General features: G+C 61.1%; 22 protein-coding genes. All 22 read left to right on the forward strand.

The features are described 5' to 3' along the window. Nucleotides 1-195: 195 nt before the first annotated feature. The 22 genes from serC to CAF70_RS18765 all read left to right on the forward strand — a co-directional run bounded on the left by serC (nucleotide 196) and on the right by CAF70_RS18765 (nucleotide 24352). A complete protein-coding gene (serC, locus tag CAF70_RS18660) occupies nucleotides 196-1281 on the forward strand; it encodes a 3-phosphoserine/phosphohydroxythreonine transaminase (RefSeq protein WP_085626381.1) in 1086 nt (361 codons plus the stop codon). Then, the gene (gene pheA, locus CAF70_RS18665; protein ID WP_013971453.1) at nucleotides 1281-2375 is read left to right on the forward strand and encodes a prephenate dehydratase; all 1095 of its coding nucleotides are present in this window, start codon (nucleotides 1281-1283) and stop codon (nucleotides 2373-2375) included. Before serC ends, pheA begins: the two co-directional genes overlap by 1 nt. Before the next feature lie 164 nt (nucleotides 2376-2539). Continuing rightward, the gene (locus CAF70_RS18670; RefSeq protein WP_085626337.1) at nucleotides 2540-4780 is read left to right on the forward strand and encodes a bifunctional prephenate dehydrogenase/3-phosphoshikimate 1-carboxyvinyltransferase; all 2241 of its coding nucleotides are present in this window, start codon (nucleotides 2540-2542) and stop codon (nucleotides 4778-4780) included. Then, a complete protein-coding gene (gene cmk, locus CAF70_RS18675) occupies nucleotides 4777-5463 on the forward strand; it encodes a (d)CMP kinase (RefSeq protein ID WP_085626338.1) in 687 nt (228 codons plus the stop codon). The genes CAF70_RS18670 and cmk overlap by 4 nt, the downstream gene beginning before the upstream one ends. 124 nt (nucleotides 5464-5587) lie before the next feature. After that, entirely contained in the window at nucleotides 5588-7264 is a 1677-nt protein-coding gene (rpsA, locus tag CAF70_RS18680) for a 30S ribosomal protein S1 (RefSeq protein ID WP_003252673.1), read from the forward strand. Nucleotides 7265-7344: 80 nt separating this feature from the next. Continuing rightward, entirely contained in the window at nucleotides 7345-8412 is a 1068-nt protein-coding gene (locus CAF70_RS18685; RefSeq protein WP_178076401.1) for an acyltransferase, read from the forward strand. A gap of 236 nt (nucleotides 8413-8648) precedes the next feature. Then, the gene (ihfB, locus tag CAF70_RS18690; RefSeq protein ID WP_013971456.1) at nucleotides 8649-8948 is read left to right on the forward strand and encodes an integration host factor subunit beta; all 300 of its coding nucleotides are present in this window, start codon (nucleotides 8649-8651) and stop codon (nucleotides 8946-8948) included. A gap of 19 nt (nucleotides 8949-8967) precedes the next feature. Beyond that, nucleotides 8968-9231, forward strand: a complete 264-nt coding sequence (locus tag CAF70_RS18695) for a lipopolysaccharide assembly protein LapA domain-containing protein (RefSeq protein ID WP_016715026.1) — start codon at nucleotides 8968-8970, stop codon at nucleotides 9229-9231. Between the two features lie 102 nt (nucleotides 9232-9333). Then, nucleotides 9334-10758, forward strand: a complete 1425-nt coding sequence (locus tag CAF70_RS18700; protein ID WP_085626339.1) for an MBL fold metallo-hydrolase RNA specificity domain-containing protein — start codon at nucleotides 9334-9336, stop codon at nucleotides 10756-10758. A gap of 236 nt (nucleotides 10759-10994) precedes the next feature. After that, nucleotides 10995-12056, forward strand: coding sequence for an LPS O-antigen chain length determinant protein WzzB (locus CAF70_RS18705; protein ID WP_085626340.1), 1062 nt, complete (start codon nucleotides 10995-10997; stop codon nucleotides 12054-12056). 75 nt (nucleotides 12057-12131) lie between these two features. Further along, the gene (gene rfbC / locus CAF70_RS28210) at nucleotides 12132-13106 is read left to right on the forward strand and encodes a dTDP-4-dehydrorhamnose 3,5-epimerase (RefSeq protein WP_085626341.1); all 975 of its coding nucleotides are present in this window, start codon (nucleotides 12132-12134) and stop codon (nucleotides 13104-13106) included. Then, nucleotides 13099-13566, forward strand: a complete 468-nt coding sequence (locus CAF70_RS18715; protein WP_085626342.1) for an acyltransferase — start codon at nucleotides 13099-13101, stop codon at nucleotides 13564-13566. The genes rfbC and CAF70_RS18715 overlap by 8 nt, the downstream gene beginning before the upstream one ends. Next, nucleotides 13559-14671: a DegT/DnrJ/EryC1/StrS aminotransferase family protein gene (locus CAF70_RS18720; protein WP_085626343.1), complete on the forward strand. Its 1113-nt coding sequence runs from the start codon at nucleotides 13559-13561 to the stop codon at nucleotides 14669-14671. The genes CAF70_RS18715 and CAF70_RS18720 overlap by 8 nt, the downstream gene beginning before the upstream one ends. A gap of 3 nt (nucleotides 14672-14674) precedes the next feature. Further along, nucleotides 14675-15946 carry an O-antigen translocase gene (locus CAF70_RS18725; protein ID WP_085626344.1) on the forward strand — a complete coding sequence of 424 codons (1272 nt, stop codon included), beginning with the start codon at nucleotides 14675-14677 and terminating at the stop codon, nucleotides 15944-15946. A 6-nt stretch (nucleotides 15947-15952) separates the two neighbouring features. Further along, nucleotides 15953-17386, forward strand: coding sequence for a hypothetical protein (locus tag CAF70_RS18730; RefSeq protein WP_085626345.1), 1434 nt, complete (start codon nucleotides 15953-15955; stop codon nucleotides 17384-17386). Nucleotides 17387-17388: 2 nt separating this feature from the next. Then, a complete protein-coding gene (locus CAF70_RS18735; protein ID WP_178076402.1) occupies nucleotides 17389-18654 on the forward strand; it encodes a hypothetical protein in 1266 nt (421 codons plus the stop codon). Beyond that, on the forward strand, nucleotides 18593-19462 hold the full coding sequence (locus CAF70_RS18740; protein ID WP_256573306.1) for a hypothetical protein: 870 nt from the start codon (nucleotides 18593-18595) through the stop codon (nucleotides 19460-19462). Before CAF70_RS18735 ends, CAF70_RS18740 begins: the two co-directional genes overlap by 62 nt. Beyond that, complete coding sequence (locus tag CAF70_RS18745; RefSeq protein WP_085626348.1) at nucleotides 19459-20166, forward strand: acyltransferase; 708 nt, start codon at nucleotides 19459-19461, stop codon at nucleotides 20164-20166. Before CAF70_RS18740 ends, CAF70_RS18745 begins: the two co-directional genes overlap by 4 nt. Further along, nucleotides 20163-21254 carry a glycosyltransferase family 4 protein gene (locus tag CAF70_RS18750; protein ID WP_085626349.1) on the forward strand — a complete coding sequence of 364 codons (1092 nt, stop codon included), beginning with the start codon at nucleotides 20163-20165 and terminating at the stop codon, nucleotides 21252-21254. Before CAF70_RS18745 ends, CAF70_RS18750 begins: the two co-directional genes overlap by 4 nt. After that, entirely contained in the window at nucleotides 21244-22353 is a 1110-nt protein-coding gene (locus tag CAF70_RS18755; RefSeq protein WP_085626350.1) for a DUF1972 domain-containing protein, read from the forward strand. Before CAF70_RS18750 ends, CAF70_RS18755 begins: the two co-directional genes overlap by 11 nt. Further along, nucleotides 22353-23342, forward strand: a complete 990-nt coding sequence (locus CAF70_RS18760) for an SDR family oxidoreductase (RefSeq protein ID WP_085626351.1) — start codon at nucleotides 22353-22355, stop codon at nucleotides 23340-23342. The genes CAF70_RS18755 and CAF70_RS18760 overlap by 1 nt, the downstream gene beginning before the upstream one ends. Beyond that, on the forward strand, nucleotides 23339-24352 hold the full coding sequence (locus CAF70_RS18765; protein WP_085626352.1) for a glycosyltransferase family 4 protein: 1014 nt from the start codon (nucleotides 23339-23341) through the stop codon (nucleotides 24350-24352). The genes CAF70_RS18760 and CAF70_RS18765 overlap by 4 nt, the downstream gene beginning before the upstream one ends. Nucleotide 24353 lies beyond the last annotated feature (1 nt).

Genomic DNA, 24353 nt, shown 5'->3' on the forward strand with positions numbered 1-24353 from the left:
AACCCGAACGGGGCGACCAAGGTCGCCCCGTTTGACTGATCAGGCCGGGCAATGCCTGGCCCTGTGGGAGCGGGCAAGCCCGCGAATCAGGCGCCGCGATGCATGGCACCGGCTTCGCCGGGGTTCGCGGGCAAGCCCGCTCCCACAGGGTTCCCGCAGAACTAGCTGTTTAGATCTATTAGAGCGAGAGTGGATGTGAGCAAACGAGCCTTTAACTTCTGCGCAGGCCCTGCCGCGCTTCCTGACGCAGTGCTGCAGCGCGCACAGGCCGAAATGCTGGATTGGCGTGGCAAGGGCTTGTCGGTGATGGAAATGAGCCATCGCAGCGACGATTACGTGGCCATCGCCGAAAAGGCCGAGCAGGACCTGCGTGACCTGCTGTCCGTCCCCTCCAACTACAAGGTGCTGTTCCTGCAGGGCGGCGCCAGCCAGCAGTTCGCCGAAATCCCGCTGAACCTGCTGCCGGAAAATGGCACCGCCGACTACATCGAAACCGGCATCTGGTCGAAAAAGGCCATCGAGGAAGCGCGCCGCTTCGGCAACGTCAACGTCGCCGCCAGCGCCAAGCCCTACGACTACCTGGCCATCCCGGGCCAGAACGAGTGGAAGCTGACCAGCAACGCGGCCTACGTGCACTATGCATCCAACGAGACCATTGGTGGTCTGCAGTTCGACTGGGTGCCGGAAACCGGTGACGTACCACTGGTGGTCGACATGTCCTCCGACATCCTCTCGCGCCCGATCGACGTGTCGCAGTACGGCCTGATCTATGCAGGGGCGCAGAAGAACATCGGCCCAAGCGGCCTGGTAGTGGTGATCGTGCGCGAAGACCTGCTGGGCCGCGCCCGCAGCAGCTGCCCGACCATGCTCGACTACAAGGTCTCGGCCGACAACGGCTCGATGTACAACACCCCGGCCACCTACTCCTGGTACCTCTCGGGCCTGGTGTTCGAGTGGCTGAAAGAGCAGGGTGGCGTCGATGCCATGGAGCAGCGCAACCGCGCCAAGAAAGACCGCCTGTACGGTTTCATCGACAGCAGCGAGTTCTACACCAACCCGATCAGCCACAACGCCCGTTCGTGGATGAACGTGCCGTTCCGCCTGGCTGACGAGCGCCTGGACAAGGCCTTCCTCGCCGGTGCCGATGCCCGTGGCCTGCTCAACCTCAAGGGCCACCGTTCGGTAGGCGGCATGCGCGCCTCCATCTACAACGCCCTGGGCCTTGAAGCAGTCGAAGCCCTGGTGGCCTACATGGCCGAATTCGAGAAGGAGCACGGCTGATGTCCGAGCACGAGCTGAAGGCGCTGCGCGTTCGCATCGACAGCCTCGACGAGAAAATCCTCGAGCTGATCAGCGAGCGCGCCCGTTGCGCCCAGGAAGTGGCCAAGGTCAAGACCGCCTCGCTGGCGGAAGGCGAAAAGCCGGTGTTCTACCGCCCCGAGCGTGAAGCTGCCGTGCTCAAGCGTGTGATGGAGCGCAACAAGGGCCCGCTGGACAACGAAGAGATGGCGCGGTTGTTCCGCGAAATCATGTCGTCGTGCCTGGCCCTGGAAGAGCCGCTGAAAATCGCCTACCTCGGCCCTGAAGGTACCTTCACCCAGGCGGCGGCCATGAAGCACTTCGGCCATGCGGTGATCAGTCGGCCGATGGCGGCCATCGACGAAGTGTTCCGCGAAGTGGCGGCCGGTGCCGTCAACTTCGGCGTGGTGCCGGTGGAAAACTCCACCGAAGGCGCGGTCAGCCATACCCTGGACAGCTTCCTCGAGCACGACATGGTGATTTGCGGCGAGGTCGAGCTGCGTATTCACCACCATCTGCTGGTGGGCGAGAACACCAAGACCGACAGCATCACCCGCATCTATTCCCACGCCCAGTCGCTGGCCCAGTGCCGCAAGTGGCTGGACGCGCACTACCCGAACGTGGAGCGCGTGGCCGTGTCGAGCAATGCCGAGGCGGCCAAGCGGGTCAAGGGCGAGTGGAACTCGGCGGCGATCGCCGGCGACATGGCGGCCAACCTGTACGGTCTGACCCGCCTGGCCGAGAAGATCGAAGACCGCCCGGACAACTCCACGCGCTTCCTGATGATCGGCAACCAGGAAGTGCCGCCGACCGGCGACGACAAGACCTCGATCATCGTTTCGATGAGCAACAAACCGGGTGCCTTGCACGAACTGCTGGTACCGTTCCACCAGAACGGCATCGACCTGACCCGCATCGAGACCCGCCCGTCGCGCAGCGGCAAGTGGACCTACGTGTTCTTCATCGACTTTGTCGGCCACCACCGCGACCCGCTTATCAAGGCGGTGCTCGAGCAGATCAGCCAGGAGGCTGTGGCGCTGAAGGTGCTGGGGTCGTATCCGAAGGCGGTGCTTTGATTCAAGGCCTTTGGGGCTGCTTTGCAGCCCTTCGCGGGCACGCCCGCTCCCACAGTGACAGCGTGATGTCGAACTCTGTGGGAGCGGGCGTGCCCGCGAAGGGCCGCACAGCGGCCCCAATGGGCCCCGCAGGCTGTCTAGATTTCTGAACAGGGTTCGCACCAGTGGTAAATGCAGTAACAACCAAACCCGCGCCAATCATCAACCGCCTGGTCGTGGTCGGCCTCGGCCTGATCGGTGGCTCGTTCGCCAAGGGCCTGCGTGAAAGCGGCCTGTGCCGCGAAGTGGTCGGTGTCGACCTGGACGCCCCCTCGCGCAAGCAGGCCGTGGCCCTGGGCGTGGTCGATCGCTGCGAGGAGGACCTTGCCGCCGCCTGCGTCGGTGCCGATGTCATCCAGTTGGCCGTGCCGATCCTGGCCATGGAAAAAGTGCTGGCCCGCCTGGCCGGGCTCGACCTCGGTACTGCCATCATTACCGACGTCGGCAGTGCCAAGGGCAACGTCGTCCGTGAGGCGCGAGCCGTCTTCGGTGCCCGCCTGCCGCGCTTCGTCCCCGGCCACCCCATCGCCGGCTCCGAGCAGAGCGGGGTAGAGGCCTCCAACGCTACCCTGTTCCGCCGGCACAAGGTCATTCTCACCCCGCTGGCCGAAACCGACCCGGCCGCCCTGGCCTTGGTCGACCGCCTGTGGCGGGCACTGGACGCCGATGTGGAACACATGTCGGTCGAACGCCACGACGAAGTGCTTGCCGCCACCAGCCACCTGCCGCACCTGCTGGCGTTCGGCCTGGTCGACTCACTGGCCAAGCGCAATGAAAACCTCGAGATCTTCCGGTACGCTGCGGGAGGCTTCCGCGATTTCACGAGAATCGCTGGCAGCGACCCGACCATGTGGCACGACATCTTTCTCGCCAACCGCGACGCTGTCCTGCGCACGCTTGATACATATCGCAGCGATCTCGACGCCTTGCGCGACGCGATCGCAGAAGGGGACGGGCACCAGCTGCTGGGTGTATTCACCCGCGCACGCGTTGCCCGCGAGCATTTCAGTAAAATCCTGGCCCGCCGGGCCTATGTGGACGCTATGAACGCCAACGATCTGATTTTCCTGGCCCAACCCGGTGGCCGCCTGTCCGGGCGAATCCGCGTACCGGGCGACAAGTCGATTTCCCACCGCTCGATCATGCTCGGCTCGCTGGCCGAAGGTACCACCGAGGTCGAAGGCTTCCTCGAAGGTGAGGACGCGCTGGCGACCTTGCAGGCATTCCGTGACATGGGGGTGGTCATCGAAGGCCCCAACCACGGCCGCGTGACCATTCACGGCGTTGGCCTGCACGGCCTCAAGCCGCCGCCCGGGCCGCTGTACGTGGGTAACTCGGGCACCTCGATGCGCCTGCTGTCGGGCCTGCTGGCCGGCCAGCCGTTCGACGTGACCATGACCGGCGACGCTTCGCTGTCCAAGCGCCCGATGAACCGTGTGGCCAACCCGCTGCGCGAAATGGGTGCCGTGGTCGAGACCGGCCCTGAAGGCCGCCCGCCGTTGACCATCCGCGGTGGCCACAAGCTCAAGGCGCTGACCTACACGCTGCCGATGGCCAGTGCCCAGGTCAAATCCTGCCTGCTGCTGGCCGGTCTGTACGCCGAAGGCAAGACCACCGTCACCGAGCCTGCACCCACCCGTGACCACACCGAGCGCATGCTGCGCGGCTTCGGCTACAGTGTCGAGAGCAATGGCCCGGTAGCCTCGCTGCAGTCCGGCGGCAAGCTCACTGCCACCCGTATCGAAGTGCCGGCCGACATCTCCTCGGCGGCGTTCTTCCTGGTGGCGGCGTCCATTGCCGAAGGCTCCGAGCTGGTGCTGGAACACGTTGGCATCAACCCGACCCGCACCGGCGTAATCGACATCCTGCGCCTGATGGGCGGCGACATCACCCTGGAAAACCAGCGGGAAGTCGGCGGCGAGCCGGTGGCCGACCTGCGTGTGCGCGGTGCCAGGCTGAAGGGTATCGACATTCCTGAAGAGCTGGTGCCACTGGCCATCGACGAGTTCCCGGTACTGTTCGTTGCCGCTGCCTGCGCCGAAGGGCGTACCGTGCTGCGTGGTGCCGAAGAGCTGCGGGTGAAGGAATCCGACCGCATCCAGGTCATGGCCGACGGCCTGATCACCCTGGGCATCAAGTGCGAGCCGACCCCGGACGGCATCATCATCGACGGCGGCCAGCTCGGCGGCGGCGAAGTGCACGGCCACGGTGACCACCGTATCGCCATGGCCTTCAGTGTTGCCTCGCTGCGTGCCAGCGCGCCGATCCGCATCCACGACTGCGCCAACGTCGCCACCTCGTTCCCCAACTTCCTGGCGCTGTGCGCCGAAGTGGGCATCCGCGTGGCGGAAGAGGGCAAGTCGTGAGTGCCCTGGCGCCGGTCATCACCATCGACGGGCCAAGCGGTTCGGGCAAGGGCACGGTCGCCGGGCTGCTGGCTCGCGAGCTGGGCTGGAGGTTGCTGGACTCCGGCGCGCTGTACCGCTTGCTGGCGTTCAACGCCAGCAACCACGGCGTCGACCTGACCAACGAAGAGCTGCTGACCAAGCTTGCCGCCCATCTGGATGTGCAGTTCGTCGCCGCCGAGCCCGGTAAGCTGCAACAGATCATCCTCGAGGGTGAGGACGTCAGCAATGTCATCCGCACCGAAACCGTCGGTGCCGGTGCCTCGATGGTTGCTTCGCTGCCGGCGGTGCGGGATGCGCTGCTGGTGCGCCAGCGCGAATTCCGCGAGGCGCCGGGCCTGATCGCCGACGGCCGCGACATGGGCACGGTGGTGTTCCCGGATGCGCCGTTGAAAATCTTCCTCACCGCCAGCGCGGAGGAGCGGGCACGTCGCCGCTACCTGCAGTTGAAGGGCAAGGGTGAAGATGTTAGTCTGTCGAGTCTGCTGGATGAGATTCGTGCGCGTGATGAGCGCGACACCCAACGTGCAGTGGCCCCGCTGAAGCCAGCGGACGATGCCATTCAGTTGGACTCTACCGAGTTGTCCATCGAGCAGGTGTTGCAACGTATCAGGAGCGAGATCGCGCTGCGCGACCTTCTCTGATAGCCAGGAGAGCAGGCAGGGGCACCAGTCAACGTCCTGCCGGCTTTCCTTTACTTAAAACAAACCCACATTGTCTGGAATGTGGCGATGGGCGTCTGTTTCGCCCGAATCTACAGGAATTAAAATGAGCGAAAGCTTTGCAGAACTCTTTGAAGAAAGCCTGAAAACCCTCAATCTTCAGCCGGGTGCCATCATCACCGGTATCGTTGTCGACATCGACGGCGACTGGGTTACCGTACACGCTGGCCTGAAGTCCGAGGGCGTCATCCCGCTCGAGCAGTTCTACAACGAAGCTGGCGAGCTGACCATCAAGGTCGGTGACGAAGTTCACGTTGCGCTGGACGCGGTCGAAGACGGCTTTGGCGAAACCAAGCTGTCCCGTGAAAAAGCCAAGCGCGCCGAGTGCTGGATTGTTCTGGAAGCAGCTTTCGCCGCCGAAGAAGTGGTCAAGGGCGTTATCAACGGTAAGGTTAAGGGCGGCTTCACTGTCGACGTTAACGGCATCCGTGCGTTCCTGCCGGGCTCCCTGGTTGATGTCCGCCCTGTGCGCGACACCACCCACCTGGAAGGCAAAGAGCTGGAGTTCAAGGTCATCAAGCTGGACCAGAAGCGCAACAACGTTGTCGTTTCCCGTCGCAGCGTGCTGGAAGCCGAGAACAGCGCCGAGCGCGAAGCCCTGCTGGAAACCCTGCAGGAAGGCCAACAGGTCAAGGGTATCGTCAAGAACCTCACCGACTACGGCGCCTTCGTGGACCTGGGCGGTATCGACGGCCTGCTGCACATCACCGACATGGCCTGGAAGCGCATCAAGCACCCATCGGAAATCGTTAACGTTGGCGACGAAGTCGACGTACGCGTTCTGAAGTTCGACCGCGAGCGCAACCGCGTTTCGCTGGGTCTGAAGCAGATGGGCGAAGATCCGTGGGTAGCTATCACTGCCCGTTACCCAGAAGGTACTCGCGTACAGGCTCGCGTTACCAACCTGACCGACTACGGCTGCTTCGCTGAGCTGGAAGAAGGCGTTGAAGGTCTGGTACACGTTTCCGAAATGGACTGGACCAACAAGAACATCCACCCGTCGAAAGTCGTTCAGGTTGGCGACGAAGTGGAAGTCATGGTTCTGGACATCGACGAAGAGCGTCGTCGTATCTCCCTGGGCATCAAGCAGTGCAAGTCCAACCCATGGGAAGACTTCTCCGGCCAGTTCAACAAGGGTGACAAGATCACCGGTACCATCAAGTCGATCACCGACTTCGGTATCTTCATCGGCCTGGACGGCGGCATCGACGGCCTGGTTCACCTGTCCGACATCTCCTGGAACGAAACCGGCGAAGAAGCCGTACGTCGTTTCAAGAAGGGCGACGAGCTGGAAACCGTCATCCTGTCGGTCGACCCAGAGCGCGAGCGCATCTCCCTGGGCATCAAGCAGCTGGAAGACGATCCGTTCTCCAACTTCGTTGCTGTCAATGACAAGGGCGCTATCGTCAAGGGCATCGTGAAAGAAGTTGACGCCAAAGGCGCCATCGTCACCCTGGCCGACGACATCGAAGCTACTCTGAAAGCTTCCGAAATCAGCCGTGACCGCGTTGAAGACGCGCGTAACGTCCTGAAGGAAGGCGAAGAGATCGAAGCCAAGATCATCAGCGTTGACCGCAAGTCCCGCGTTATCAGCCTGTCCATCAAGTCGAAGGACGATGCTGAAGAGCGCGAAGCCATCCAGAGCCTGAAAAACGCTCCGGAAGCGGCTGCCGATACCACCATGGCTGCGCTGCTGCGCGAAGCAATGGCCAAGCAGAACTGAGTTCTGTTTGATCGGTAAAAAAGGCGACCCTTGGGTCGCCTTTTTTTTATGCCGGAAATGGACCATATCGGGGGAGGGGGATGATGTTGGTGTTTGGCGACGTAATGACAGGTCGCGGGCGTGATAACAATTTCCTGATTATCAGGTTACTGGCGGCAACCGCTGTGGTGGTTGGGCATTCCTTTGCATTGTCCTACCTGGAGTGCCTGGGGTGTACCGACCCGGCGCTGCTGCTGGGTATGCCGGTGCCGGTTCACAGCTTGGGCGTTGAAGTGTTCTTCATGGTTAGCGGGTTTTTGATCGCTGCCAGTGGTGAGAGGAATAGTGCTCGGGATTTCTACCTGGCGCGTGCACTGAGGATCTTGCCGGGTTTGCTGGTGTGCCTGTTGCTCATGGCCTTTGTGCTGGGGCCTGTGGTTACCTCGTTACCGCTGGCCGAGTATTTCGCGAAAGGCCAGGTTTACAAGTACGTTTATAGCCCGCTGCTGATATTCAAGGATGCCCAGTTCGTGCTGCCTGGGGTGAACTTTACCCCGCGCTTCCATGGGGTTTCGGTCAATGGCAGTTTGTGGACCATTCCGCTGGAAATGCGCATGTACCTGGTGCTGGGGGTGTTGGTGCTGGTGGCCAAGGTTTGTCGCAGGCCAATGGCAGGGCTGACACTGGCGGCGCTGGTGATTGCGCTGGGGCTGCATACCCTGCATCCGGCTTATGGGGAGTACCCGTTCAAGTTGGTGGTATGTTTCCTGGCGGGTTCGGCGTTCTATTCGTGTCGGGCGGTTATTCCGCATGGGTGGTGGCTGCTGCTTGCCTGTGCCGGGCTGTTCTTGCTGAGCAAGGGTGGGCGCTTTGAGGTGTTCACCTTTGCCATCCTGACCCTTTACGGCACGTTGTTCTTTGCTTACTGCCCGCAGGTGAAACTGCCTCCGTTTGTGCAGGATTACTCGTACGGTATCTACCTGTATGCATTTCCGCTCCAGCAAGTGTTGGCTGCCGCGATGCCATGGGCCGGGCCTTACTGGCTGATGTTGGCTGCCGTGCCGGCGTCCTGGTTGGCGGGGTATGTCTCGTGGCAGTTGGTAGAGAAGCCTGCCTTGGCGATGCGCAAGCGCTTTTCCCAGGCGGGTACCCAGCAGCAGTTGGCCTGAGCCCAGGGGAGGGTAGTGGATGGCACGGGCTTCGCCCGTGTTCGCGGGCAAGCCCTAATGCCTGTCAGTTAAGCTATTTGGGGCCGCCTTGCGGCCCATCGCCGGCTAGACCATTCCTGCAAAACTTCAATCTTGAATTTTTTTATTAAGTCAAGAACCACCCTGTTCAAATCCCTCCCAGCGTGCTACAAACTGGTTAAGCAATGATCTAGCTGCTTGATAACGAAGGGAAAAATATGACGAAGTCGGAGCTGATCGAACGTATTGTCACCCATCAGGGGCTGCTCTCGTCCAAGGACGTGGAGCTGGCCATCAAGACCATGCTTGAGCAGATGTCACAATGCCTTGCCACTGGCGATCGTATCGAGATCCGCGGTTTTGGCAGCTTCTCGCTGCACTATCGCGCCCCTCGCGTAGGTCGTAACCCGAAGACCGGCCAGTCGGTCAGCCTCGAAGGCAAGTTCGTGCCGCATTTCAAGCCCGGCAAAGAACTGCGCGACCGGGTCAATGAAGAAGAGCATGAGGCTCACACCTGATTCCACAAGGAGCAATCTGATGCGTAACCTCAAGCGCGCCCTGGCGGCGGTGTTCGTGCTGCTGTTGGCGGCTGTGGTGCTGTTCTTCGTGCTGGAGAACCAGCAAACCGTCTCGTTGGTCCTGTTCGGTTGGGCAGCCCCGGCCATGCCGGTCGCGGTGCTGGTCCTGGCCGCGCTGGTCATTGGCCTGGCAGTCGGCCCGCTGCTGGGCGCCTACGGCGTGCAGCGGAGCAAGCGCAAGATCAGGGCTTCTGCCCGTCAGGCAGCACTGAGCGGTAACTAAGGACATTTCCTACACCTGCTTGGGAAAGTTTCACCTATGCCTGTGCCGGCCGTCATGGAGTAATAACGCACTTCATTTTCGGCCCAGGCGAGTGTGCGCAGCATGGATTTTCCCGTCCTTTCCCATCACGGTGGTACCCGCGGCGTCACCGGCTCCTGCCATCAACTGCACCTCGGCCCGTCCAGCAGCCTGCTGATCGACTGCGGCCTGGAGCAGGGCGCCGAGGCGGCGCCAGGCGCAGCATCGGCGCCGCTGGGCTTTGACGCGCAGGGCATTCTGGCCCTGGTCATCACCCATGTGCACCTCGACCACGTTGGTCGCATCCCGGCCCTGCTGGCTGCCGGCTACCGTGGCCCTATCCTGTGCAGCGAGCCGTCTGCCCGGCTGCTGCCGCTGGTGCTGGAGGATGCCTACAAACTGAGCATCAGCAGCGAGCCTGCCCATGTGGCGAGGTACCTCGATGTTATCCGCGAGCTGATCATGCCCCTGCCTTTCGAGCAGTGGCACACCTTGGCCGAGCATCCCGGCCCCACCTGCCGCATTCGCCTGCAGCGCGCCGGTCATCTGCTGGGTTCGGCCTATGTCGAATGCGATGTCCAGGGCGACCAGGCCAACACCCGCTATGTGTTCTCCGGTGACCTGGGTGCTTTTGGCAACCCCTTGCTGCGCCCCGTGCAGCCCCCGGAGCGGGCCGATGTACTGGTGCTGGAAAGCACCTACGGCGACCGTCTGCACCCGCCTGCCGGCGACCGCCAGCAGCGGCTGGAAGCGGCCATCGACCGCGCCCTGGCCGACCAGGGCACGCTGCTCATTCCAGCCTTCAGTCTCGGCCGCACCCAGGAGTTGCTGTATGAGCTCGAAGGCATTCTCCACCGCAAGGCGCTGCTGAACAAAGCCGGCCCGGCCCCCGATGGCGACCCGCTCGACTGGTCGCAGCTGCCCATCATTCTCGACTCACCCATGGCCCAGCGCATTACCGCTGTTTATCGGGAACTGCATGACTATTGGAATGCCGAGGCCAGAGCACGCCTTGCCGAAGGGCGCGACCCGCTGGGTTTCAGTCAGTTGATCAGCGTGGACACCCATGCCCGCCACCAGCAGGTGGTCAATTACCTGAAAAGCACCGGTCGGCCGGCGATCGTGATTGCCGGTAACGGTATGTGCTCGGGAGGGCGCATCGTCAATTACCTGAAGGCCATGCTGGAGGACCCGCGGCATGAGGTGATGTTTGTCGGGTATCAGGCCAAGGGCACGCCGGGTGCGGTGATACAGGCCAGTGAAGGGGCGGAAGGGTTTGTGCAGATTGACCTGGATGGACGGATGTATGAGGTGCGCGCAAAAGTCGTAACCTTGCCGGGTTACTCTGGCCATGCGGACCAGGAGGGGTTGGTGAGCTTCGCGCTGGGTGGTGCAAAAGCCGCCAGGGCGGTTGTGCTGGTGCACGGAGAGTCCCGGGCGAAAGCATCGTTGGCCCAAGCGCTACGCAAGCGCGGCGGTAAGGACGTCGACGTCACGGTTCCCCTGTAGCGGACCGCAGGCCGTCGGCTAGCCGGGCTGCTGTGGAACTTTGTTGACGGTACCTTCCTCTTAGATTGGATAAGTGCTAAAGCTGTAGGCACGTTTCGTGCGGTCTACGGCGGATGGGCAAAATGCCGCTACGCTAAGGTTCAGCTGGTCTCTACGTCGGATCAGCTGCAGACAAGGCTTGGCCTCGCTGGCATTGGGCTCATGCAAATGGTCGGATCTAAGGAAAACAAGAGCAAATGCGAAATGAACGTAGCCCCGGAGTCGAAAATGACGAAGTTGATGTTCTCGAACTTTGGCATGTATTGTGGAGTCGCAAACTGCTCATCCTCTCGTGCATTGTTTTAGTTACTGCAGCTGCGCTTGTTTATATCTCGCTCAAGACCCCGATGTACGAAGCCAAGTCTTTTATCCTGCCGCCGACCAAAAATGATATTGCCCAATTGAACTATGGTCGCACCGAAGGCAGTGGCCTCGAAGTGTTCACATCCAAGGATGTTTACGCGATTTACCTGCGCGCCCTGCAGTCTGAGTCTCTGCGGCGCCAGTTCTTTCGCACGGTCTATTTGCCTAATTTGCCAGAGGCCGCCCGCCAAGGCTCTCAAGATGCACTTTATGACCAATTTGGCAAGGTATTGACTGTTGGTCCGGTGGCGGGGGATAGTGCCGAGCGCTTTTTAATCAGGGCGCTGAGCGACGACCCCAAGATGAGTGTGAAGTGGGTAACGCGCTTTTCGGAAATGGCCAGTGACACTGCTAAAAAGACACTGGTCGAAGACGCTGATACTGAAGTCAAGGTGCTGGTCAAGAACCTGGAGCAGCAGATCCGCAGCGCACGGGAGGCGGCGCACAAGCAGCGTGAAGATCAAATCGCCCGCCTGGAAGAGGCGCTGAAAGTTGCCAAGGCAGTGAAGCTGAGCAAGCCCCCCATCATTGCCAGTGGCATGAATGCTGAAGTGTCCGGCGATATGCGGGGGGCATTGACCTACATGCGGGGCAGCCAGGCCCTTGAGGCAGAGCTTGCAAACCTTCGCGGTCGGGAATCCGACGACCCCTTCGTCGCTGATTTGCGGGAGGTTCAGGAGAAGCTCGACTTCTACCGCAACCTGCAGCTGAACCCGGCGGTGATCGAGGTATTTCAGCAGGATGGTGCCATCGAGGTGCCTGATAGCCCGGTCCGGCTTCGCAAATTGCTCATTGTCGCAGGGGGCGTGTTCGCGGGGTTGATTCTCGGCGTACTCCTGGCCGCACTTACCCACTTGGTTTCTGCTGAAAGGGAGCGCCGTGTGGGGCGCGCCTGAGCTACCACTCCCCGAGCCTGCATGCTGCGGAAGAGTCGAATCGATAGTGATGAATTTTAACAAGAGGCTGGTTGCGTGAAGCTCATAGAAACAAATATCTCGGACGTAGTCGTTTTTGAACCAACCGTCTTCGAGGACGACAGGGGCTGGTTCTATGAGTCTTATAGCGAGCCTAAATTCCATGCTCTGCTCAGTGCGCAAGGTATTACCCTTCCACCTTCTTTTGTTCAGGAAAACTGCTCTTTATCCAAAAAGGGTGTCATGCGCGGCTTGCACTATCAACTTTATCCGTTTGCCCAGGGCAAGTTGGTAAGTGTGGTTCAGGGTGCGGTGTTCGATGTGGCGGTGGATATTCGCAAAGGCTCCCCCACCTTTGGGCAGTGGGTAGGCAGGGAGCTATCGGCGGCTAACCGCAAGATGATGTGGGTGCCGGAAGGCTTCGCCCACGGTTTCATCGCGCTGGAAGAAGATACGGTGTTCCAGTACCGCACCACTGATGTCTATTCCAAAGAGCATGAACGCAGCATTGCCTGGGATGACCCGGACCTGGCCATCGAGTGGCCACAGGTCGAGGGGCTGCTGATCAGTGACAAGGATGCGGTAGCGCCAAGCCTTGCCGAAGCTGACCTGCCACCCTTGATTCTGAAAGGGCAGGCGGAGGACATGGTCCTTCCGATCATCGGTGATGATCGCGGAAGCCTGATCAGCATTGAAAAGGCACTGAACATTCCGTTCGCCATCCGCCGTGTCTACTACATTTTCGGTACCAAGGCCGGCGTCAGCCGCGGTTTCCATGCTCACCGGGATCTCCAGCAACTGATCATCTGCCTGGCCGGCAGTTGCCGCATGACCCTGGATGACGGCACCGGTCGGGTTGACCATGTGCTTGACGCACCACAGAAAGCCCTGCTGATCAAGAATATGGTCTGGCGTGAAATGCATGATTTCAGCGAGGACTGTGTACTCATGGTCATCGCCAGTGAAACCTACGATGAACGCGATTACATTCGCAGTTATGATGACTTCAAGAGGCTGATCGCCCATGCCTAGTATTCATGCCCTGGCCGATGTACAAACCGATGCCATCGGTGAGAAAACCAGGATCTGGCAATATGCGGTCATCCTCAAAGGTGCGCGAATTGGCAGTAACTGCAACATTTGCGCCCACACCCTGATCGAGGGAGGGGTTGTAGTCGGGGACAACGTCACCGTGAAAAGCGGTGTGTATCTCTGGGAAGGGCTGGTGATCGAGGACAATGTCTTCATTGGCCCCAATGCTACATTCACCAACGACAGGGTACCGCGCTCCAAATGCTACCCCGAAGCTTACGAAGTCACTGTGCTGAAGGAAGGCTGCAGCATCGGTGCGAATGCGACATTGCTCCCGGGCGTGACGATTGGCCGACATGCCATGGTAGGTGCCGGTGCTGTCGTGACCAAGGATGTACCTGATTACTGCGTGGTAGTGGGTAATCCGGCAAAAATAATAAGGGAGCTAGAGCATGGTTGATTTCCTGAATCTGAGGGCCGTCAATAAACAGTATCGCGAAGAACTGTTGCAGGCATGCGCCGATGTCATCGACTCCGGCTGGTACATCGGCGGTAGCGCTCTGGCCCGCTTTGAAAGCAACTTTGCCGCTTATTGCGGTACCGCTCATTGCGTTGGCGTGGCAAACGGCCTGGATGCGCTGACCTTGACCTTGACCGCCTGGAAGCAACTGGGGCGAGTGAAGCAGGGTGATGAAGTCATCGTTCCAGCCAATACCTACATTGCGAGCATCCTGGCAATTACCGCCAGCGGACTGGAGCCGGTGCTCGTCGAGCCGGACCCTGCAACGTTCAATATCGATATCTCCCTCATTCGCCAGGCGATCACCGACAAGACCCGGGTCATCCTGCCCGTGCACTTGTATGGGCAGATTGCAGACATGAAGGCGATCAACGAGATTGCCACCGAATATGATTTGCTGGTGCTCGAAGACTCGGCCCAGGCCCATGGCGCCTCTATCGATGGCAAGCGGGCAGGCAACTGGGGGAATGCTTCGGGCTTCAGTTTCTATCCAGGCAAGAACCTGGGCGCGCTCGGCGATGCCGGGGCAATCACCACCTCGGACGCCGAGTTGGCGGAAGTGCTGCGGGCCCTCAGAAACTATGGTTCCCATGAGAAATACAAGAACTTGTACGTTGGTGTGAACAGCCGCCTGGACGAGATCCAGGCGGCAATGCTGGACGTGAAGCTCAAGTATCTCGATGACGAAATCAGCCGGCGCCGGCATATCACCACGTGCTACCGTGCAGGCATTCACAATACTCATATCGCCCTGCCGCAGAATAGCGCTGCCGAGCAGCATGTGTGGCATCTGTATGTGGTACGGACGGCCTACAGAAACGAACTGCAGCAACACCTTCGCGAGCGGGGTGTACAGACGCTGGTTCACTACCCGATCCCGCCTCACAAGCAACAGGCCTACCGCCAGTACAACGGTTTGAGCCTGCCGCTGACTGAGAAGATTCATGATGAGGTGCTCAGCCTGCCTGTGGACCCAACCATGAGCGACACGGACATCCAGACGGTCATCGATGCCTGCAACAGTTTTACTGTGTCCGGGCAATAATTCATGACGTTGATCAAGACCAGCCTGCTGAATGCTATTGCTGTTGTTGTAAAGATGGCGACATTGCTGGGGCTCAACAAGGTGCTGGCCCTTTATGTAGGGCCATCGGGTTACGCGGCGATCGGGCAGTTGCAGAATGCCGTGACCATGTTCACCACACTGGCCAGCGGCGCTGTCAGCACAGGGGTAACCAAGTACACGGCGGAGTTTGCTGATCGTCCAGATGAGCAATACAGGATCTGGCGAACTGCCGGGACGTTGTCACTGCTGGTTTCGTGTGTGCTGGCCGTGCTGATCGTGGTCCTGCGAGCACCATTGGCCAGCTGGTTTTTCAATGATGAAACACTTGCGCCGGTATTGGTGTGGTTTGCCTCTACCCTGGTGTTTTTTGCTTTCAACTCGTTGCTGCTGGGCATTCTGAACGGCAAGAAGGATGTTCGGCGCTATGTGCTTGCCAACATTCTCGGCAGCCTGATATCGCTGGTGGTGACTTGTGCCTTGACCATCACGCTGGGTTTGTACGGTGCGCTGGTTTCGCTGGCTGTGTACCAGTCGTTGAGCTTCGTGGCGACCTTGGTCATCTGCATGCGCACGCAGTGGTTCAGCCTTACCGGTTTTATCGGCGCGCTGGACAGGCAGTCCCTGTCCCGGCTTGCAAAGTTTGCCCTCATGGCCGTGGTGACGGCGTGCTCGCTGCCCGTATGTCATGTGTTCATTCGGGACTACCTGGGAACGGAGTTCGGCTGGGATCATGCAGGTTACTGGGAGGCCATGTGGCGTTTGAGCACGGCCTATCTCATGTTGATCACCACGACACTTGCGGTCTATTACCTGCCCAGGCTCTCGGAGCTTTCCGATGCAGGTGAATTGCGTCGGGAAATCCTCCAAGGGTACAAGCTCATCCTGCCCCTGACTGTTGCTGCCGGCCTGGTTATCTACCTGCTCAGGGACTTCATCATCCATGTGCTGTTCTCGGAGTCATTTCTGCCCATGCGTGAACTGTTCGCATGGCAGATGGTCGGAGACAGCCTGAAAGTAGTCAGTTGGCTGATGGCCTACCTGATGCTCGGTAAGGCGCTTACCCGCTTGTATCTGGTCACCGAGATTCTCTCGACACTTTCGCTGTATGCACTGACTGTCTATTTCACCCAGCTGTGGGGGTATGAAAAAGTTACCCTTGCTTACGCGGCAAACTACATGTTGTACGGAATCGTCATGTATTTCTCGGTATTCCGTCGTTTGCACATTATTGTTGGCGATACGGCGCGGAGCTGAGTAAAGATGAAGGACGTCATCGAACAGTTACATGGACGCATCCTTGGCGCTGAAGCTGCGCAGGCATTGGTGCAGGCACAGGTTTATGGGGCATTGCTCTGGGCGGTGGACCTGGGTATCTACGACGCCGCTGCCCTGGAGCGCCAGCTGGTGGCTCGCTGCGCCAACCAGGTCACGCTGCCGGCTGCCTGCGGGGTATCGCGCGGCTGCCTGCATGTGGTCAGCGAACCTTATATGCAAGGCGGGCACACCCGGTTGATGGAGCGCCTGGCGCACATGCACGAGGGGCCTGTCGACCTGCTGGTCGCGCGCAGCGCCAAGCCCCAGGTGCTCGAACGCCTGGCAGGCTATTTCGCCCATATCGAGGTGGCGCGCGGCGATGACCCGTGCGCCCGCCTGCAGTCCATCGTCGACACCCTGTCGCAGTACGACAAGGTGGTGCTGCACATTCATCCGGACGACATCATCACCACCGTAGCCTGTGGCCTGCTGAAGCAGCAGCGTGGTGCCGCGCTGACGGTGTACTTCGTCAATCACGCCGACCACGTGTTCAGCTTTGGCGCGTCGGTGGCCGATGTGTATTTCGAGATCAGCGCCTACGGGCACCACCTGGACAAGAAAAAGCACCTCACCTGCCAGAAGAGCTTCCTGGCTATCCCGATCGAGACCAGCGGCGCCAAAGTGACGGATGCCGTGCCCACTCATCAGCGCATCAAGGTGTTCAGCGCTGCCTCGGCGGCCAAGTACAAGCCCCACGGCGGCCTGGACATGCGCCCGTCGATCACGGCGATTCTCCAGCGCTTCCCCAATGCCGAGTGCTGGATCATCGGTGCCAATCCCCTGACCAACACCTGGTGGTGGACAGTGAAGTTGCGCTACCCCAGGCGTTTCTTCATCCGCCGCCATCTGCCGTACAAAGCCTACCTGGCCTTTGCGGAAAAAGCCGACTTCTACCTGGACAGCTACCCGATACCCGGTGGCACGGCGTTCGCCGAGCAGTTGCTCAAAGGCCGGCGTTGCGTGGGCCTGGTGGCGCCGATCCAGGGCTACTCACCCGCGGACAGCCTGAAGGTGGCCAGCGTGGACCAGCTGCTGGCCAGCATTGCCCAGCCCCGGCCCAGTGCCCCGGTGGTGGAGGCGGTGCAGCGGGTCAACTCGGTGGAGGCGGTGAAAGCGCGCTACCTCGCTTGCATCGAGCGCGGCGAACTCAGCGAGAACGAACTGGCAGCCATGCTGCCGTGGACGGGCAACCTCGATTTCATGAAACCGACAGGTAAGGTCACTAGCATGATCCCTGCGGATGTCTTCGATGCCCTGTGCCGCATAGACACGAAGCTGGCGCTGCGAACGCTGCTTGCGTATGCCTGGGTGCCGAGAATCAAGCTCTTGATCAAGGTCACCCTGTTCCGGCTGGCCAGGCTGACCAGAGCGCGAGGGTGAGTGTGATCAGGATCTTTATCGGCGTGCTGTTCTGCCTGCTGTTCTTCAGCGACTTCGTCGTGTTGACGCTGGGGCTGGGCAGTGTGTTTGCCGGTTGGCGAGAAATGCTCAGCCTGCTGATGATCATGTGGCTGCTGCTGCGGGCGCTGGCCAGCGTTACGGCGCGTGGCAGGCTCAACCTCGAAGTCGGGCGGTGGTTGCTGGTCGTGCTGTTCTTTGCCTTCCTGTACCTGCTGTTCGGCGACCTGAGCGCGTCGTCGGCGCGCATGTTCCGCGCACTGGCCGTGCCGGTGTTCATTGGCATGGCGGTGGCCATCTGGGCCCAGGCGGTGTCGACCGAGAAAAAGCTGCGCCATGTGTACTGGTCAGTGCTGGCAATGAGCGTACTCACTGGCGTGTATGCGTTGTATCAGTACCTGACCATCGCTTCGGCCGAGCAGTTCTGGTATTGGCCGCTGCTTACCGCCAAAGGCTATGAACTGCAACCCTACAACTCGATGCGTGACGGGCTGCCGCGGGTGTCCGGTTTCTTTACCGGCACGCTGGAGTTTTCTGCAGTCATCCTCAATACCGCCGCCATGACCCTGGCCGTGTTGCTCAGCGGGCGCAATTGGTCCTTGATCCGGCGCCTGCTGCTGAGTGCCGCCTTCCTGTTGTTGTGCGGGCTGATCGCGATCGGTTCGGTGCGCACGGCCATGATCGGCCTGGTGTGCATCTGCTCGATGCTGGTGGCGGCCCGGATGCTGCGCACGGCCTGGCTGATCTCGCTGTTGGGCTACGTGCAGTTCATTGGCTTGACCGTGGCGATTTTCGCCTACCTGTCGATGGGCTATACCCAGGATTTGTCGGCACTGGACCGCGAGCGCCAGTGGCTGCACATGTATGAGGTGCTGAGCGCGCATCCCATGGGCTATGGCTTTGGCGCGGTTGGCCCGGGCCAGCCACACTGGTTCGATTCGTTCTGGCTCAACCTGCTGGCCACCTGCGGTTTGGTCGGCCTGCTGATCATGGCCGGGTTGATCCTTTGGTACCACAAGCTGGTGACGATCATCGTCCGGGACAGGGCCCATGCCAGCGCCTGGAAAAACGGCCTGGGCAACTTCGTGATTGCCAGCTACCCGTTCTTCCTGAGTTCGTTCTTTTTCCAGTCCTATACGAACAGTGTTGTCCTTTACATATTCGCGATCGTGGTGATGGTGATCATTGGTGAAAACAGAAGAACAAAAGTTGCGCCTGGCAGTCCTGATCGTTCTGTATCGGAAAACTAGCCAGGACTCGATTGCCCTGCAGTCGTTGCTCGCGCAGCAGGCGCTGCTGAATGACGAGGGTATCGACCTGCAACTGTACGTCTGGAACAACTCCCCCGGCGTGGCGCAGCCGTGCCCGGGCGTGCGCTGGTACGAGGCGGACAATCAGCGGCTTTCGGTGGTTTACAACCAGGTTGCCGAACAGGCGTTTGCCGCCGGGGTCGACCTGTTCATGATTTCGGACGACGACACCAACTACTCGAACATCCGCCTGTCCAGCTGCCTGGCGCAGATCGGCCAGGTACGCCGGGCGCCGGGGGGCGACCAGGTGGGCGTATTCATGCCCCGGCTGGTCAGTCATGGGCAGCTGGTCAGCCCCGGCAAGCGCTGGCTGTTCATGGGCCGCCTCACGCCTGACGTGGCCGCCGGGCTGGTGGACTCGAAAAACCTGCTGGGCATCAACAGCGGCCTGATCTTCACCCGTGAGTGCTTCCAGCGCATGACGCCGTTCTATGACGAGCGGCTGCGCTTCTATGCCACCGATACCGACTTTTTCATCCGCTACGAGGGGTATTTCCCCAAGGCCTGCGTGCTGGATGTGGAGATTGCCCACGACCTGTCCGAGCACAGCGCCGATACCCCCGAGCGTGCCTTGTTCCGCTTCGAGGAAATGATCCACGGGCTGCGTATCAGCTTCCGTTCCCATGGTCTGCTGGAGCGTGGCCTGCTTGACCTGTATCTGGTCTATGCAGCCATTCGCAAAGCGCTGGCTTACCGCCGTCCGGCCTTCATCAAGGCCTTGTTTACCCAGGTGAGGGCCGTGAAATGATGCATGCCTTGCTCGAAAAGCTGGTGTTGCTAGTTAAAAAGCGCCCATTGGTGGTCGACCGGCGCATCTCGTCGGGTTATCTGCTGGGGCTGTTCGTGACCAAGCTGCTGATGGCCTGCCGCGGCGTGATTCGCCTTCGCCGGCGGCGCCTGGCATTCATCGGCTCGGGGGTAACCCTGAAGGAAGTGGGCAAGATCGAGTATGGCCCGGGGCTGGTCATCGACCAGGGCTGCTTCGTCGATGCCTTGTCCAATGACGGCATCCGTTTTGGCACCGCGGTGTCGCTGAACAAGCACATCATCATCGAATGTACCGGCAGCCTGGCCAACATCGGCAAGGGCCTGGTGGTTGGCGACAACGTCGGCCTGGGTGCCGGCTGCTTCCTGGGGTGCGCCGGCGGCATCGAGATTGGCAGCGACACCATCATCGGCAATTTCGTCAGCTTCCATTCGGAAAACCACAACTTCGAAGACCCGTTGCAGCCCATCCGCCTGCAGGGCGTGACCCGCCAGGGCATCAAGGTGGGCCGCAACTGCTGGATCGGCGCCAAGGTGACCGTGCTTGATGGCGCGGTGATCGAAGACGGCTGCGTGTTCGCCGCAGGGGCGGTGGTGGCCGCGGGGGTGTACCGCAAGAATTCGATTTATGGCGGCGTGCCGGCCAGGTTCATCAAGGCGCGCGTAGCGGAAGAAGGGGTGGCATGAGAACGTTGCATTTTGTCCACCTGCTGAATGACTACAGCGGTAGCCCCCGGGTATTGAACCAGACCATCACCGCGCTGCAGCAAAGTGGCGCCGATTGCACCCTGCATGTGGGCAGCAGCGGCCACGGCGTGCTAGACGAACTGCAGGTACGCACCTGCAAGTTTGCCTACAAGCGCTTCGATAACCGCTGGTTGACCTTGCTGGCGTATGCCGGGTCGCAGGTGGCGCTGTTCTTCAGCCTGTTGCGTCAGGTGCGGCCGGGGTCGGTCGTGCTGGTGAACACCATGCTGCCCTTTGGTGCCGCCCTGGCCGCCCGCTTGCGCGGTGCCAAGGTGGTTTACCACGTGCACGAAACCTCCATCCGGCCTGCGTTGCTAAAGGCGTTTCTGCGTCGGGTGATTGCAGGTTGTGCCAGCAAGGTGGTCTACGTGTCGAAGTACCTGCAGGTACAAGAGGGGGTGGCCGGCGTGCCGGCGGTAACCGTGTACAACGGCCTGGCCGAGGGCTTCCAGCAGCAGGCGATGGCCACGCCATACCAGCACCTGCACGACGGCCGCTTCAATGTGCTGATGCTGGCGTCGTTGAAGGGCTACAAGGGGGTGGACGAATTCGTTGCCCTGGCCACGGCACTGGCCGCGGACCCTGTGCTGAAGTTTACCTTGGTGCTCAATGCCAGCCCGCAGGAAGTGGACGCCTACTTCGCCGGCAAGGCGCTGCCGCAAAACCTGATGCTCAGCCCGGCCAGTGCCGAGGTGGCGAAGTTCTACCGCAATGCCAGCCTGGTGCTGAACCTGTCCCATGTGGATGGCTGGGTTGAAACCTTTGGCCTGACCATTCTCGAGGCGATGGCTTTCGGCATCCCGACCATCGTGCCCCCGGTAGGCGGCCCGGTCGAACTGGTCAGCGATGGGGTAGAGGGCTATCAGATCGATTCGAAGAACCATGAACAACTGGCGCGCACCGTTTCGCGCCTGTCGCAGGACTCACAGGCGTGCCAGGAGTTGTCCGAGCGCGCACGCAGGAAAGCGAGTGAGTTTTCCACTGCCAACTTCCAGAAAAATATCGTGATGGTGTTTGATGACCTATAAGATTGCAGTGATCGGTACGGTAGGCTTACCCGCTCAATACGGTGGTTGGGAAACACTGACCGAACAATTGGTGCGCAACCTGCCGGGTGACTGCGAACTCACCGTTTATTGCAGTGCGCCCCATTACCCTCAGCGGCCGAAGTTTTTCGAGCGTGCCCGCCTGGTCTACCTGAACCTGAAGGCCAATGGCGTGCAAAGCATCCCGTACGATGTGCTGAGCATGCTGCACGCCTACCGCAAGCATGACCTGATGCTGATTCTGGGGGTTTCCGGCTGCATAGCCCTGCCATTCATGCGCCTGCTGACCCGCAAGCCGATCGTGGTGAACATCGACGGCTATGAATGGAAGCGCGCCAAGTGGTCCAACTTCGCCCGCTGGTTCCTGAAGTTGTCTGAAGCGGTGGCCGTGCGTTTTGCCCATGCGGTCATCACCGACAACAAAGTGCTGCAGGAATACGTGACCGCCGAATACAACAAGCCCAGCGAACTGATTGCCTATGGTGGCGACCAGGCTCGGGCCGGTGAGCCTGGCCAGCAAGCCCGCCAGGCTTACCCGTTCCTGGGTGCGCCCTATGCCTTTACGGTGTGCCGCATCGAGCCGGAGAACAACATCCATGTCATTCTCGAGGCCTTTGCCGGCTCTGGCATGCCGCTGGCGATCATCGGCAACTGGAACCACAGCGAATACGGCGTGCAACTGCGCAAGCAGTATGAAGGGGTGAGCAACATCCACCTGCTGGACCCGATCTATGACGTGGAACAGCTGAGCCCGCTGCGCAGCAATGCCACCGTGTACCTGCACGGCCACAGCGCCGGCGGCACCAACCCGTCGTTGGTCGAAGCCATGTGGCTGGGCCTGCCGGTGGTAGCCTTCGACGTGTCGTTTAACCGCGCCACCACCGAAGACCAGGCGCTGTACTTTTCCGACAGCAGCTCGCTGCGCAAGCACGCCCAGGCACTGTTTGCCGATGAAGGGGCCCGTGCGCAACTGTCCGCGCGACTGCACGAAATTGCCAACCGCCGTTACCGCTGGTCGGTGGTGGCAGACCAGTACCGCAGCGTGTTCACCCGCCTGCTGGGTCGGGCGGGGAGAGGCTGATGGCCGGGCAAGGCAACGTGCAACGGCCGGGTATCCTGGTTACCGGCGGTAGCGGTTTTGTCGGCAAGGTGTTGCTGCAGCGGCTTGCTGCTGACACTCGCTGGGCACCGCGTGCACTGGTGCGGCAATTGCCCGGCCAGCGGCTGGCGGGCGTAGATTACCGGCCGTTCAGCGAGCTGGCGGCGGTAGAGGTGGCGTCCGGGTATTTCGAGCAGGTCGATACCGTAATCCACCTGGCCTCCCGTGTGCACGTAATGCAGGAAACCGCCGCCGACCCGCTGGCCGAGTTCCGCCGGGTAAACGTGGATGGCACCCTGAACCTGGCCCGCGCCGCCGCCCAGGCCGGCGTGCGGCGCTTCATTTTTGCAAGCTCGGTGAAGGTGAACGGCGAGACCACCGACGGCCGCCGGCCTTTCACCGCCGACGAGGCCCCCGCGCCTTCGGATCCCTACGGCATCTCCAAGCGCGAAGCCGAAGACGGCCTGCGCCAACTGGCGGCTGAAACCGGGCTGGAAGTGGTGATCGTGCGCCCGGTGCTGGTGTATGGCCCGGGGGTGAAAGCCAACTTCCGCAGCATGATGAACTGGCTGAGCAAAGGCGTGCCGCTGCCGTTTGGCGCCATCCACAACAAACGCAGCCTGGTGGCGCTGGACAACCTGGTGGACCTGCTGGTGACGTGCATCGACCACCCGGCCGCCGCCAACCAGACCTTTCTGGCCAGCGATGGCTACGACCTGTCCACCACCGAACTGCTGCAACGGCTGGGCCGGGCGCTGGGCAAGCCAGCCAGGTTGCTGCCTGTGCCCGCGGCCTGGTTGAAGGGCGCGGCCATCTTGGCAGGCAAGGGCGGGCTGGCCCAGCGCCTGTGCGGCTCACTGCAGGTAGACATTGGCAAAACCCGTGAACTGCTGGGCTGGCAGCCGCCGCTGGATGTTGACCAGGCACTGCGGGCCACGGCACTCAACTTTTTGAAAGAGCAAAACAAATGACGGCATGGTGGCTTATTCCCCTGGTCGCAGGGGCATCCCTGCTTCTGACCGCAGCGCTGCGGCGCTACGCCCTGAACAAGCAGATCATCGACGTGCCCAACGCGCGCAGCTCGCACACCGTGCCCACCCCACGGGGTGGCGGCGTGGCCATTGTGCTGAGCTTTCTGGGCTGCCTGCCGCTGCTGGGCCTGGCCGGTAGCGTGCCGCTGGCGGCGCTGGCCGCCATCGGCGGGGCAGGGGCGCTGATCGCGGTGATCGGCTTCATGGACGACCACGGCCACATCGCCGCGCGTTGGCGCCTGCTCGGCCACTTCGCCGCAGCTGCCTGGATGCTGTACTGGCTGGGCGGCCTGGCGCCATTGCAGGTGTTCGGCTTTACCCTGGACCTGCAATGGTTCGGCTACATCCTGGCCGCCTTCTACAGCGTGTGGATGCTCAACCTGTATAACTTCATGGACGGCATCGACGGCATCGCCAGTGTCGAGGCAGTCACCGCCTGCCTGGGCATGGTGCTGCTCTCGGCCCTGGCCGGTGCGCCGCAGCTGATGGCGCTGCCGCTGTTGCTGGCCGCGGCCACGCTCGGCTTCCTGTTCTGGAACTTCCCGCCGGCCAGGATTTTCATGGGCGACGCCGGCAGCGGCTTCCTCGGCATCGTGCTTGCGGGCCTGTCGCTGCAGGCAGCCTGGGTTTCGCCGCAGCTGTTCTGGTGCTGGTTGATTCTGCTGGGCGTGTTCGTGGTCGACGCCACTTTCACCCTGATCCGTCGCCTGTTGCGCGGTGACAAGGTGTACGAAGCGCACCGCAGCCACGCCTACCAGTTCGCCTCGCGGCACTACGGCAAGCACCTGCCGGTGACCCTGGCGGTGGGCGCGCTCAACCTGTTCTGGCTACTGCCGATAGCCCTGTGCGTGCTGTTGCTGGGCCTGGACGGCGTGTGGGGTGTGATCATCGCCTACCTGCCGTTGGCATTTCTGGCCGTGCGCTGGCACGCCGGCGAACTCGAACACTAGC

The organism is Pseudomonas sp. B19(2017) (assembly GCF_002113165.1).
Classification (GTDB): Bacteria; Pseudomonadota; Gammaproteobacteria; order Pseudomonadales; family Pseudomonadaceae; genus Aquipseudomonas.

Coding starts and splice junctions, on each gene's coding strand:
- pheA (WP_013971453.1), top strand. CDS start 1,281: ATGTCCGAGCACGAGCTGAAGGCGCTGCGCGTTCGCATCGACAGCCTC.
- rpsA (WP_003252673.1), top strand. CDS start 5,588: ATGAGCGAAAGCTTTGCAGAACTCTTTGAAGAAAGCCTGAAAACCCTC.
- CAF70_RS18685 (WP_178076401.1), top strand. CDS start 7,345: ATGATGTTGGTGTTTGGCGACGTAATGACAGGTCGCGGGCGTGATAAC.
- ihfB (WP_013971456.1), top strand. CDS start 8,649: ATGACGAAGTCGGAGCTGATCGAACGTATTGTCACCCATCAGGGGCTG.
- CAF70_RS18695 (WP_016715026.1), top strand. CDS start 8,968: ATGCGTAACCTCAAGCGCGCCCTGGCGGCGGTGTTCGTGCTGCTGTTG.
- CAF70_RS18700 (WP_085626339.1), top strand. CDS start 9,334: ATGGATTTTCCCGTCCTTTCCCATCACGGTGGTACCCGCGGCGTCACC.
- CAF70_RS18705 (WP_085626340.1), top strand. CDS start 10,995: ATGCGAAATGAACGTAGCCCCGGAGTCGAAAATGACGAAGTTGATGTT.
- CAF70_RS18715 (WP_085626342.1), top strand. CDS start 13,099: ATGCCTAGTATTCATGCCCTGGCCGATGTACAAACCGATGCCATCGGT.
- CAF70_RS18720 (WP_085626343.1), top strand. CDS start 13,559: ATGGTTGATTTCCTGAATCTGAGGGCCGTCAATAAACAGTATCGCGAA.
- CAF70_RS18725 (WP_085626344.1), top strand. CDS start 14,675: ATGACGTTGATCAAGACCAGCCTGCTGAATGCTATTGCTGTTGTTGTA.
- CAF70_RS18730 (WP_085626345.1), top strand. CDS start 15,953: ATGAAGGACGTCATCGAACAGTTACATGGACGCATCCTTGGCGCTGAA.
- CAF70_RS18745 (WP_085626348.1), top strand. CDS start 19,459: ATGATGCATGCCTTGCTCGAAAAGCTGGTGTTGCTAGTTAAAAAGCGC.
- CAF70_RS18750 (WP_085626349.1), top strand. CDS start 20,163: ATGAGAACGTTGCATTTTGTCCACCTGCTGAATGACTACAGCGGTAGC.
- CAF70_RS18755 (WP_085626350.1), top strand. CDS start 21,244: ATGACCTATAAGATTGCAGTGATCGGTACGGTAGGCTTACCCGCTCAA.
- CAF70_RS18760 (WP_085626351.1), top strand. CDS start 22,353: ATGGCCGGGCAAGGCAACGTGCAACGGCCGGGTATCCTGGTTACCGGC.
- CAF70_RS18765 (WP_085626352.1), top strand. CDS start 23,339: ATGACGGCATGGTGGCTTATTCCCCTGGTCGCAGGGGCATCCCTGCTT.